The sequence below is a fragment of the Rossellomorea sp. H136 genome, assembly GCF_056838065.1.
On sequence record NZ_CM166371.1, the window covers coordinates 4688066 to 4700265 of the forward strand.

9 protein-coding genes are annotated in these 12200 nt (G+C 40.7%); 5 read left to right on the forward strand and 4 right to left on the reverse strand.

The features are described 5' to 3' along the window. The first annotated feature begins 98 nt into the window (after positions 1-98). Positions 99-1148 (forward strand): LCP family protein, encoded by a 1050-nt coding sequence (locus tag ACYH0O_RS23505; protein ID WP_482630556.1) that lies wholly within the window; start codon positions 99-101, stop codon positions 1146-1148. Positions 1149-1433: 285 nt separating this feature from the next. Here the strand turns inward: ACYH0O_RS23505 and ACYH0O_RS23510 are convergent, their stop codons facing one another. The 3 genes from ACYH0O_RS23510 to ACYH0O_RS23520 form a co-directional block, all read right to left on the reverse strand. Then, a complete protein-coding gene (locus ACYH0O_RS23510) occupies positions 1434-2480 on the reverse strand; it encodes a glycosyltransferase family 4 protein (RefSeq protein ID WP_482632654.1) in 1047 nt (348 codons plus the stop codon). Between the two features lie 73 nt (positions 2481-2553). Beyond that, entirely contained in the window at positions 2554-3660 is a 1107-nt protein-coding gene (locus ACYH0O_RS23515; protein ID WP_482630557.1) for a glycosyltransferase family 4 protein, read from the reverse strand. A gap of 27 nt (positions 3661-3687) precedes the next feature. After that, on the reverse strand, positions 3688-4416 hold the full coding sequence (locus ACYH0O_RS23520) for a WecB/TagA/CpsF family glycosyltransferase (RefSeq protein WP_482630558.1): 729 nt from the start codon (positions 4414-4416) through the stop codon (positions 3688-3690). Positions 4417-4723: 307 nt separating this feature from the next. Between ACYH0O_RS23520 and ACYH0O_RS23525 the strand changes: the two genes are divergently transcribed. Genes ACYH0O_RS23525 through ACYH0O_RS23535 form a run of 3 tightly spaced genes read left to right on the forward strand, consistent with a single transcriptional unit; the run spans position 4724 to position 8946 of the window. Continuing rightward, positions 4724-6208, forward strand: coding sequence for an O-antigen ligase family protein (locus ACYH0O_RS23525; protein ID WP_482630559.1), 1485 nt, complete (start codon positions 4724-4726; stop codon positions 6206-6208). Positions 6209-6226: 18 nt separating this feature from the next. Further along, the gene (gene murJ, locus ACYH0O_RS23530) at positions 6227-7759 is read left to right on the forward strand and encodes a murein biosynthesis integral membrane protein MurJ (protein ID WP_482630560.1); all 1533 of its coding nucleotides are present in this window, start codon (positions 6227-6229) and stop codon (positions 7757-7759) included. Positions 7760-7761: 2 nt separating this feature from the next. Further along, positions 7762-8946, forward strand: a complete 1185-nt coding sequence (locus ACYH0O_RS23535) for a glycosyltransferase family 4 protein (RefSeq protein ID WP_482630561.1) — start codon at positions 7762-7764, stop codon at positions 8944-8946. A gap of 45 nt (positions 8947-8991) precedes the next feature. Here ACYH0O_RS23535 and ACYH0O_RS23540 read toward each other — a convergent pair whose 3' ends face one another. Further along, the gene (locus ACYH0O_RS23540) at positions 8992-10041 is read right to left on the reverse strand and encodes an NAD(P)H-dependent glycerol-3-phosphate dehydrogenase (RefSeq protein ID WP_482630562.1); all 1050 of its coding nucleotides are present in this window, start codon (positions 10039-10041) and stop codon (positions 8992-8994) included. A 192-nt stretch (positions 10042-10233) separates the two neighbouring features. On the opposite strand from ACYH0O_RS23540, the gene ACYH0O_RS23545 reads away from it, so the two are divergent. Further along, the gene (locus ACYH0O_RS23545) at positions 10234-12027 is read left to right on the forward strand and encodes an LTA synthase family protein (protein WP_482630563.1); all 1794 of its coding nucleotides are present in this window, start codon (positions 10234-10236) and stop codon (positions 12025-12027) included. Positions 12028-12200 lie beyond the last annotated feature (173 nt).

Here is a 12200-nt window from a genome sequence, read left to right on the forward strand (position 1 = left end):
TTTACGATTTTATAGGTAAAGTAGTACAATAGAAATTGATATAATACGTCGAATATTGTTTATTGGTGTGACTACTCGAAAAAGGAGTTTTTCTATATATGTCGATTGAACGGAATTATCGTAATAGTATGAAAAAGAAGAAACGCAGGAGAAGGATTGTGTTCTTTCTCATCATCCCCCTGCTCATCGTCACGTTTTCTGTTGCTGGATACGGCGCACTGTTGTATAAAAAAGCTGAAACCGTCTTTAACGATTCCTACAATAATATAGACGGCCGCGAGAAATCCGAACTTCGGGAGGAAAAGGTAGATCCCAACATCGATAATGTATCCATCTTATTTATCGGGGTCGATGAAAGTGATACTCGTAACTTTGGTTCATCAACCCGTTCCGACGCCTTGATGCTCGCCACCCTTAATGAAAAGGAAAAGTCCGTTAAACTCGTAAGTATCCCCCGTGACTCCTATGTTTATTTACCAGAAGTAGGATACAAAACGAAGATTAACCACGCACACGCGTATGGTGGACCTAAAGCTTCCATTGAAGCGGTTGAAACCATGTTTGATATACCTGTCGATTATTATGTGAAAATGAACTTCCATGCGTTCATCGACGTGGTAGACGCACTAAATGGCATAAATGTAGAAGTGCCATATGAACTCTATGAGCAAAATTCAAAAGATAAAGCAAACGCCATTCATTTACTCCCCGGAATGCAAACTCTGGACGGGGAAGAAGCTTTAGCACTGGCCAGAACCCGGAAAAAGGATAATGATATCGAGCGTGGTAAACGTCAACAGGAAATCCTTAAAGGCGTGATGAAGAAAGCAGTATCTGCCAATGCCTTGACCAAATACGATGATATCATCCAAGCCATCGGGGACAATATGGAAACCAATATGACCTTTAACGAGATGAAAGCTCTTTCCAGTTACGGGTTAAAGAAACAGTTGGACTTGAACACTCTTTCCCTTGAAGGGGAGGATACTTATATTGAAAATGTGTATTATTGGTTATTGGACGATACCAGCCTGGCCAATACGAGTATTGAATTACAAGATCATCTTGAGGTCAATCGAGCAACAGCTGGAGATATTGATTACTCTGAACAGAGTGAAGAAGAGACTCCTTCTGCTACTTATGAATAATGGATAATGATTAAAACCTGCAGACACCCATCTGCAGGTTTTATTTTTCATCTAAAAATAAGGCTCTTTTCGCAAGGGTTGTTGTGTTTAACATAAGAGCTGCCTATATTCTGTCCATACGTGTGTCCAGAATGGTGAGACCCCGGAGGCAAAGCCGAGAAGGCTCACCGCCAGCCCCGCGGAAAGCAAGCATCCTGTAGCGAAAATCAACTACTACTTTCTTCTTGTTGCGAAAAGAGCCAAAAAAAGAGTAGAGAACAAATGAGTCTCTACTCTTTTTCATGATTATTTTCTTGTCGCTCTCGCTTTAACGAACTTTATCAACGGTTGATAATTTGAATTGACAAGTCCGATACTCTCGATGAACCACTCAATTGCTATGAGTAGTACCGCTATCACAATCATTGCGCCCCACAGCGTCGACATGGAGAATATGATGGCCGCTAAGCTGAACATCGCTGCAATCGCATAAATGATGATGACGGTTTGTTTGTGTGTAAATCCAATCCGCAATAAACAATGATGCAAATGCGATTTATCAGGAGCAGATAATGGACTTTTGTTGACAATTCTTCTAATGATCGCAAAGAACGTATCTGAAATAGGTACACCTAAGATAATAAGCGGAACGATAAGGGAAATCATAGTAACATTTTTAAACCCAAGCATGGAGAGTACAGCAATCATGTATCCAAGGAACAGTGCTCCTGTATCACCCATAAAGATTTTCGCTGGGTGGAAGTTGAAATACAGAAATCCGAGTGTACTGACAATCAGGATCAATGCGAGGGACATAACAAAGACGTCACCTTTAAGCATCGCCATGAAACCGATTGTCGCAAGCCCAATTGTCGATACTCCTGCAGCCAGTCCGTCTAATCCATCAATGAGATTGATTGCATTAGTAATCCCCACAATCCAGAGGATGGTAATCGGAATGCTGAACATACCGAACTCCAGCACACCACCAAAAGGCAGGTTAATGAATTCGATTTGAACTCCACCAAGTACCACTGTAAACGCCGCTGTCAGCTGCCCCAATAATTTAAGGCGGGGAGATAAATCAAAGATGTCATCCGCCATCCCGGTTAAGAGGATGACAGCACTTCCCAGGATGATCGCTCCTGCATAAGGGTCTTCAGGACGTAAAATCAGAAATCCTGCGATAAACCCTATATAGATAGCGAGACCTCCAAGACGAGGCATTATTTTCTGGTGGACTTTACGGACATTGGGTTGGTCCGTGGCGCCCACTTTATAGGCAAATTTCTTCACAAACGGGGTTATCCCCAAAGTTAACAAAAAACATATGATTAAGGTTAGAATTAACATCATTGTCACACCTCTTGTAGTTAATCTACCCGGTACCTTTACTTGCGAAACAGGTAATTAATACATACTCAATTTACTTTCCTAGCTTCAAGTATACATTATAAACGTTATTGGCGAATTGCTCTACCGAAAAATGTCTTTTGCTGTATTTTTTTATTTTTTCTCCCATAAGGATGAGGGTTCCCTCTTCCTTTTTTCTCATGGCCGATTCAAGACTTTCCGTAAGTTGATCTGAATCTTCAACGGGGATGATCCAGCCGTAGCTATCATCCGGAATGAGCTGATCCACCCCTCCGACGTCCGTTGTCAAGACCGGAACACCTGCCCTGGCCGCTTCAAGTAGAACCAAGGGGAAACTTTCACTGTATGAGGTCAGAATCGCTACATCCGCAATGGGGTAGATTCTCTCTACATCGTTCCGGTGTCCCAGGAATTCGACTTGGCCGGAAATCCCATGTTCTTCTGAATACTTTATCAAAGCTTCCCTTTCAGAGCCATCACCAATCAGGAGGATTTTTATGTTAGTGTGATGATTTTCAATCAGATTCCGCACGGCTTTCAAAGCTATCTTATGACCTTTGACTGCTTCAAGCCTTGCAACCATAATGATTGTAAAATCACCATCTTTCACCCCTAATTCCTCTCTTGTAAGTGGCGCTTCCAATTCTTTATCGAAATCGATACCATTTAAAATAGTGGTGATTTTCTCATCGGGAATGCTCCTATCCAGTAATATTTGCCTAAATCGGTCTGAAATGGCCAGGAGATGGTCTGCCTGCTTTAGAGCTTTCAGATTTAGAAAAGTATAAAGCTTCCCTGATAAACCTCTTCCCATAAAGTCATCTCTCGGATCACTATGTACGGTCACCATCCACTTTACATCGACAAAAGATCGTATCATTGCCCCGTAGCAATTTGCCCTTGCTCCATGGGTATGAATGATGTCGATACTGTTTAACCGAATGAAATGTATGATCTCTTTTAATATTGAAAAATCAAACCTGGAGCTCTGATTGAATAATACAGTCTGAATATCCAGACTCCGGGCACGATCGTACATTTCACCTTTTTCAAAAACACCTAAATAGAACTCTTCCCGGTTTAACTCATTTAGTAAAGAAAGGATGTGATACATGCCTCCACCACTTTCGTTTCCGGCATTGAGATGTAATATCTTCATGAATCAAATCCTCCTCTCCACTATAAGTTATCCTCTTGACTTTAATACATGAAAGATGAATTGTGGCAGGACCACCATTCTTCTCCATCTTGATGGTTGCTGCAGCAGGCGGTAGAACCATTCCAGATGAACCTTTTGCCAGATTACAGGAGCTCTCTTCACATGTCCGGCGAGTACATCGATACTGCCCCCGACTCCGATGAAGACCCCTTTTTGGACGCGGCTCATATTTTCTTTAATCCATTTCTCTTGTCGCGGAAAGCCAAGTGCAACCAATACTAAATCGGGTTCAGATTCCTGGATCTCATGAATGATCTCTTCATTCTCATCCTCAAAGTAACCATGATGGTATCCAACCAAATGAAGGTTAGGATATTTTTTCTTCACATTGACCACTGCTTTTTCCAGTACTTCTGGTTTCGCCCCGACGATGTATACTTTAATTGGATGTTCATTGGATAAAGCCAGGAGCTCTTCCATTAGTTCAAACCCCGGCACTCTCTCGATCAGAGGCTGTTTCTTCAGTCTGGAGGCAATGACCACACCTATGCCATCGGGAATGATGTAATCCGCCTTACTTAATGTGTAGAGGTAATCTGTATCTGTACGTGCATGCATGACGATTTCCGGATTTGCCGTTACGATAAAGGCTTTTTTCTCCTCTTTCAGATATTGATTATAAAGGTCATTTACTATATCATCCTTTGTTTTATTCACGAAAGGAATATCTAATATTTGCACTGATTCATTCTTCATGGCCGACTACCTTTCCTATTTCTCTCATGTTCATTCTATCTTAGGTGCGTTCATTCTGAAATAGTTATTCTGTTAAGAATGATTACAGTAAAATGACAATTCGTAATCCAACATCATAAATAAAGGAATTTCCGTTCCGCATCTATAATAAAATAGAAACGGTCCCTTTTTAGAATTGTAATCAAATTATTATCGTTTCTTTATGAATCTTTACAAAAAATTAAATAAAACTATAAATTCGTTTATTAAGCTAATACTAGAAGTAACCTTTAGATAAGTGTTACGTAGATTGAAGGGTGGAATTTAATTGTTTACAGAGAATAAACATCTCGGGCTTCTCTTCGGCATTAGTATACTGTTGCCATTGATATTCACACATATGGCCGTGTCACTCGTGTCGATCGTTTTGACACTATTTCTCGTGTGGAAGGAAAAGAAGAGTGGATTACTGCTATTATTTGTATACTTCCCTATTAGGCCATTTCTAATAGAAATTAATAATGGTTTTAAACTTTTAGGAGACGTCGTCATTGTATTTCTGTTTGTGCTGACAATCATTGAATACATAAAGCATAAGAAGACCTTCACGGGACTCACAAAATATCTTGTGACGAGCGGAATCATATTATTCTGTTTAACTGGGACAATCGCTGCATTTACTACAGGGGTTGAACTTAAGGCGATTGTTTTTCAAAATAGAGCCTTTCTGATTACGTTTTTACTGGTTTTCGTCCTGGGAGAACTCACGTTTACCCGTAAGGATATTAAGCGTTTTGTCGGTATAACAGTCATCATGGGTACGATTCTCTCGATCCATGGATTGATCGAATTCATCTCATCAAGAACCCTTTTCGTCCCGGTGGCTTGGGAAAATTGGAATTTGTCTTCTGTCAATGAGATGAGAGTATATGGCCTTACAGCGAATCCGAATGTGTTAGGCACCTATTTATCCATCTGTCTATTTGCCTCCTTGTATGCTTACCAAACGTTTCATAAATATAAATGGCCACTCATCAGTGCTGCTATACTCATGCTCGGAGTTCTCTGTCTTACTTACTCAAGAGGTTCCATATTGGCGTTTGGGATTGCGTTCATCCTTTACATTCTATTAAGGAAAGACTGGAAAATGCTTAAATCCTTTGTCGTAATAGTGGTTATTGGTTTATGTATCATTTATTATCCCGCCAATGCCGCCAAGACATATGTAGCGCAAGAAAGTCCTGACCGAACGAATCCCTCCTCTCAAGTCGATGAACATGACATAGAAGATGAGATGGAACATAATGATACCAAACAAAGCCCATCATCCACTTTTTCAAATCGGTTCAAGGAAATCTTTTCGGATGACATTATTCAAAAAAGTACAGAATGGGGCAGGTTATATGTCGTATTCAAGGGAATAGACATTTATATGGAGCATCCTGTCATCGGTACCGGATTCGGGACCTTTGGTGATTCGGCCACATTAAGCTATGGTTCTCCCATATCAGATCAATACGGATTACCCGATCGCATGTATTCCGACAATCAATACATACAATTCCTTGTTCAAACTGGAACGATCGGTACGTTATTTGTTCTATTCTTTATAGTCGGGATCATGATTCAGCTTTGGAAGAGAAGGAGTGAAACCATCACCCCCGTCCTCTTTTCCCTTACTATTGCCGCCTTACTCATGGCCCTATTCTATAACGTATTGGAAGAGAAGATCCTTACTCTCTACTTTTACACTTTATTAGGTTATTTTCTGTATAAGGAGAGAGACCTCTTGGAGGATGAATCATCAAGATGATAGCAAATGAGGAATTCAATGAAAATACCCACTTTAGTTAAATCAATAGGATTAGTCACCATCATTTCAGGTTTAGGAAAGATTCTGGGCTTCGCACGGGAGAGTATCATCGCTGCTTATTTCGGTACTTCTGAGGTAGCGGATGTTTTCTTTGTCTCGAGCCTCGTGCCTACCCTGTTATTTACTGCCATAGGGACAGCGATCCAGGCCGGGACGATTCCCCTTTTCATGGAGGAGCGTAGCAAGAACGAACGGGATGCCCGTAAGCTCATGAGCTTATTGGGAACATTCTTCCTGGTTCTTTCCCTTCTCTTTATCGGGGTGACCATGTTTTTCACTCAACCACTGATAAAAGTCATGGCCCCGGGGTTTATTCCCGATCAGGTGGACCTGGCCGTAAAGATTACAAGAATCATGATTCCAAGCATGGTCTTCCTTACGTTAACGTCAATTTCCACAGGGGTTCTCAATGCGAATAAAAAATTTGTGTTGCCGGCTTTTTCAGCCACCATTCAAAACGTGGTCATCATCCTGGCTACGATTTTACTGGCGAATACATATGGGGTATATGGATTGTCCATCGGGGTATTGATCGGGGCTGCCGGTCAGTTCTTTATTCAATATCCTTCTTTCAAAAAGTCAGAGATCGGGTTTAACTTCCACTTCCGGGAACACAAACAGAAAATCTTCAACATTATGATCCTTTTCTATCCGATCATCATCGCTGCCATCAGTGTTCAATTAAACAGCCTGGTCGATCGAATGGTGTCAACGGGTCTCGAGACCGGGAGTGTTTCTGCCCTGAACTATGGAAATCGACTTTTATGGCTACCACTCAGTGTGATCCTGACGCCATTGATTACAGTGCTGTATCCTTCCTTGGTGGAAGGAGTATTGGAAAGCTATAAGAAATTCTTCGGCATCATCCAAAAGGGAACGTCTCTTATACTATTCGCGAGTATTCCCTTTACGCTTCTCATGGTTTTGATAGGCGACAATTTAATCGAAATTGCCTTTCAGCGGGGAAGTTTTGACAAAGAAGCCACTAGCATCACCAATCAGGCACTGTTCTACTATGCTCTTGGCTTAGTGTTCTTTGCCTTACGTGACTTTCTCATGAACGGATTTTATGCCCTGAAAAGAACCAAGGTTGCCATGTATTCCTGTCTAGGAGCCGTTCTGGTCAACATCGTGCTTAGTATTACATTATCCAAGTTTATGGCGGTTGGCGGTATAGCGCTGGCATCCAGCATCTCAATGCTGATGCAGTGCCTCGTCCTCTTCCTGTATCTATTAAAGAATTATGAAGATAAGAACAACTATACGAAGGAATTTAGTAAAGAAGCAGGCAAGCTGACCCTTGTTACGATTGGCGTCCTGATCCTTGTGATCCCTGTGATGAACCTGATCCCGGGTGATATGAACGTCATTCTTGAAACGATTGCTGTTTCATTCCTGATTTTCGCAGGCTACCTTGCCCTTTCCATTGTGTTCAAGGTCAATGCCATTCAACCATTAGCAAGAAAGATTATAGTGAAAAGGAGCTATTAACGATGAAAATCTTACTTTCAACCATCTTTGATTATCCGCATGAGGGCGGACTTTCCACACATGTTTCTACTTTGAAAAGTGGATTAGAAGCAAGAGGCCATCATGTAGATGTCCTTTCCTTTACCGAGCTGAATCCAATTATCCGTAAAGCCTATGCTCAGGCTCCGGGGTTCATCGCCAGTAAATTCAAGCCCGGTGCCGGCCAGGTCATGAACGATCAAAACCGGATGACCCTGATCCAAAAGCATCTCAACCGACTAAAGCAGGAGTATGATGTTGTAAACACTCAAGATGTCTATGCAACCCTCGCTGCGGAGACTTCCGGTATCCCTGTTGTGGAAACCGTTCACGGGTACTATTCCTTCGAAGCGATCAGCAGGGGTGCCATCAAGGAAGGAAGCAAAGAGGATGAACTGATCAGAGAGAGGGAGAAGAAAGCCTATTCCCTGGCAGCTGAAGTCGTGACCGTGGATCTGCGCATCAAAGATTACGTCTATAAAATGGCGGGTATAGAGGCGACTTCGATTAAAAACTTCATTGATGTAGAAGATTTCGATCCGAAGAAGCTTGATTTGTCCACCATTAAGGATGAATTCAATATACCCAAAGACAAGAAAATGCTGTTTGTTCCAAGAAGGATGACGGAGAAAAACGGAGTGATCTATCCTACACTTGCCTTGAATAAAGTATTGGCGAAACATCCCGATACTGTATTGGTTTACGCAGGAACCGGTGAACAAATGCCCGCCATAAAAATTGAAGTGGAGAAGCAGGGCCTTGATGAGAACGTCCTTCTCCTCGGCACCGTTCCCCATGAAAAAATGAAATATTTATACGGGGTGTCTGATATTGTACTCGTGCCCAGCATACACTCATACGGCGTAGAGGAAGCAACATCCATCTCTGCATTAGAAGCAATGGGCTCCTCCTCTCCTGTCATTGCCGGTGCCGTCGGTGGACTGAAAGAAATCATACACGATCATCAGGACGGACTTCTAGTGGAGGAAAGAGACACAGAAGCATTATCCGATGCTATCATTGAAATACTGGACGACCCCGAATTTGGTGAAAAACTGGCCCAAAATGCCAGAAGAAAAATCGTACAGGAATACTCTCATCTTTTTGCCGCAGAGAGATATGAGCAGATTTACGAGAAAGCGATCAATGGAAAGACGGCAGGGAGATAAAGAGTAGGAAAACCGTGAGCCCATATAAGGACTCACGGTTTTATTTCACTCTTGGATCAATTTATTTTCAAGCAATACGACGAGATCTTCCATTTCATGGGTTTTGTTACGTTGCATCAACAGATCCACAGCTTCCTTCGCCTGGACTCCATTAAAGAGAATATCATATAAAGCATCGGCGATCGGCATGCTCACCTCTAATTTCTCAGCCAGCTGCTTAGCCGCTTTCGTCGTTCTTACACCTTCTACAACCATCCCCATATTATCGAGGACTTCTTCTAATGCCATACCCTTTCCAAGCATATTCCCGGCTCTCCAGTTACGGGAATGGACACTTGTACATGTCACAATCAGATCACCGATTCCCGATAACCCTGAAAACGTAAGGGGATTCGCCCCCATCTTCGAACCAAGTCTCGAAATCTCACTGAGCCCCCTCGTCACTAAAGCCGCTTTCGCGTTATCTCCATAACCCAATCCATCTGCCACTCCCGCCGCTAAAGCGATGATATTCTTAAGGGCTCCTCCTATTTCGACTCCGACGATATCCGTATTCGTATACACCCTGAAATAATGGTTCGTGAACATGTTTTGCACCATGATGGACGAATCCGGATTCTTTGAAGCCGCTACTACCGTTGTCGGTTGGCGCAAACTCACTTCTTCTGCATGACTCGGTCCTGACAATACGACAATATCCTTCAAATTATCAGGTTTCATTGAATCCTCGATGATCTCTGATATCCTTAACAATGATTCAGGCTCAATCCCCTTACTTACATGTACAATAGTCAGGGCCCCTTCTTGTACCGCCTGGATCTGTGCGAGCACTTCCCGCATAGCCTTGGTAGGAACCGCGAGTATAATGGTTTCAGCTCCTTCCAATGCTTCTTTCAGATCAAGATGTCCCACAATATTCTCTGGGAGCTCTACATTCTTTATGTATCTTTCGTTTCTGTGATATTGATTGATTTCATCAATGGTTTCTTTTCTTCTTCCCCATATCTTCACGTCTAAGCCATTGTCAGCCAGTACCATTGCAAGGGCTGTCCCCCAGCTTCCTGTACCTATGACTGCGATTGGTTGTTGGTTCATGATTGTACACCGCCTATTCATTTGTATGTGGACGCTTTCATTTTAAAATTTCCACATAGTATACCATAATAATTTTCTTCTATTATATAGACTTTGCTAATAGTGAATACGACTCATTAGGAATAATTCATATGTAATATCATACACTAAAATTTAAATACTATATTCAAGTAAGTAGGTGGCAATGAAGGTATGCAAACTTCTGATAACAACTCTTTTACACTTTTCCAAGGAATTAATGAAATCATTTATCTATTGATCCTGTTTAAAATCGTCCTTTTTCATACTTTTTCAACCACAACACTTTCAAGTGGAGTCTTCTCTACTTCTTTAGGTTTCTTATTAATTTTTTATGCTTTTTCATATTTTTTCCGCAACAAGCTGAGGCTACTTTACTCAATTGTCATCAATCTTATAATTACGGTGATTCTACTTTCAAATAATCTCTACTTAGATTACTTTAGCTCACCCATCACAATTTCCACCTTTTATCAAACCAATAATCTTTCGGGTCTGGGTGATAGTATCCTGTTTTTGGTGCAGTTAAAATATGTTTTATTCTTTATTGATCTTATACTCTTCCCTGTCCTTATCTTTAGAAAACGTTTTATTTACCGTAAACCAAGACGGATAATTGCGGGATTCATTCCATTTTTTATATTAGGTTTGATGGGCCTTCTCCTTAAACCTGTAAAACTGTTGTACATTGATAAAGTAGATAACCCTCTGCAAGCATACGATACTATAGATGTTGTGGTTCAGTACGGATTACTGGGACATCATGTGATTGATGCTTTTTATCATATCCAGGATATAAATTTCTCTTTATCTGCTTCTGCTAAATCTACTATTAAAGATCAGCTCAACCAGAAACAAGTACCATCAAGGGAAAATGAGTTTAAACACTTAGGAAAACAAAAAAACCTGATAATGATTCAAATAGAATCACTTCAGAATTTCGTTTTAAATCAAAAAGTCAGTGGGCAAGAAATCACCCCGACACTAAATAAACTGATCAAGAACAGTATCTATTTTCCAAACTTCTATGCTCAAACGATCGGTGGAAACAGTTCTGATGCAGAGTTCCTAACCCAAACTTCCTTATTCCCTTTAAAATCGGGTTCCGTCTTCTTTCGCTACCCTACTAATAAATACCACTCCATAGCTACTACCCTACAGGAAAAAGGATATTCGACTCTTGCTGTTCATGCAGACGAGAGTACATTCTGGAATCGAAACAATATGTATCCCTCTTTAGGGTTTGATGAATATGTATCAATTGAACAGTTTCCACAAAAAGAATTAATTGGTATGGGTGTCGGAGATAAAGAAATGTTTTCTGAGACTGCAAAACTGTTAAAACAACAGCCCACCCCCTTTTATTCATTTATTATTACCTTAACGAATCATATTCCCTATGAGCTTCCAGAAGATAAACATACCCTTTCTTTACCTGACGAATTGAAGGATACTCTGCTGGGGAATTACTTTCAAACAGTACGTTATACGGACGAATCCCTTTCTGTGTTTCTAGACAAATTAACAGAGGAAGAACTTCTTAAGGATTCTATCATTGTTCTTTATGGAGACCATAATGGGATTTTCGAGAGTGATAAGGGAATGCTGGAAGATTTCTTAATCAAGAAAAAAATTTCCTCGGAAGAATGGTACAGAAAATATGCAACTGTTCCATTACTTATTTATAATCCTTCAATAAAAGGAGAGGTTATTCAAACCATAGGAGGTCAAATAGATGTATACCCTACCATTTCATCCATTATGGGCGTATCACCTTCAAATGGTTTAGGCTTGAATTTACTTACCCAGTCTTCAGGAGATGTCATCATCCCAAGTGGCGGATATGTCGATACCCCTCTTTATATTACAAAGGATAAAATAAATAAAGGATTATCACCCTCCCAAGAACATTTGATTCATGTCTCCAATTTGATCATTAAAGGGGATTATTACCAAATAAAGGAATAAACTATTTCATTTTCACCAACAATGCACGCTGCCAATCCGGCAGCGTATTTTTTTTGAAATGTAAAAAGTATATTTTTACATACTTGATATTTTTTTGTTTTTTCTACAAATTTCAACAACTTTATTAAAAAGATGTTTCATGTTTAACAAATTTGTAATAAAATTGGTTATGA

What these genes read in the sequence shown, in the direction of transcription:
- ACYH0O_RS23505 (WP_482630556.1), top strand. Translation starts at nt 99, where the DNA reads ATGTCGATTGAACGGAATTATCGTAATAGTATGAAAAAGAAGAAACGC.
- ACYH0O_RS23510 (WP_482632654.1), bottom strand. Translation starts at nt 2,480, where the DNA reads ATGTTAATTCTAACCTTAATCATATGTTTTTTGTTAACTTTGGGGATA.
- ACYH0O_RS23515 (WP_482630557.1), bottom strand. Translation starts at nt 3,660, where the DNA reads ATGAAGATATTACATCTCAATGCCGGAAACGAAAGTGGTGGAGGCATG.
- ACYH0O_RS23520 (WP_482630558.1), bottom strand. Translation starts at nt 4,416, where the DNA reads ATGAAGAATGAATCAGTGCAAATATTAGATATTCCTTTCGTGAATAAA.
- murJ (WP_482630560.1), top strand. Translation starts at nt 6,227, where the DNA reads ATGAAAATACCCACTTTAGTTAAATCAATAGGATTAGTCACCATCATT.
- ACYH0O_RS23535 (WP_482630561.1), top strand. Translation starts at nt 7,762, where the DNA reads ATGAAAATCTTACTTTCAACCATCTTTGATTATCCGCATGAGGGCGGA.
- ACYH0O_RS23540 (WP_482630562.1), bottom strand. Translation starts at nt 10,041, where the DNA reads ATGAACCAACAACCAATCGCAGTCATAGGTACAGGAAGCTGGGGGACA.
- ACYH0O_RS23545 (WP_482630563.1), top strand. Translation starts at nt 10,234, where the DNA reads ATGCAAACTTCTGATAACAACTCTTTTACACTTTTCCAAGGAATTAAT.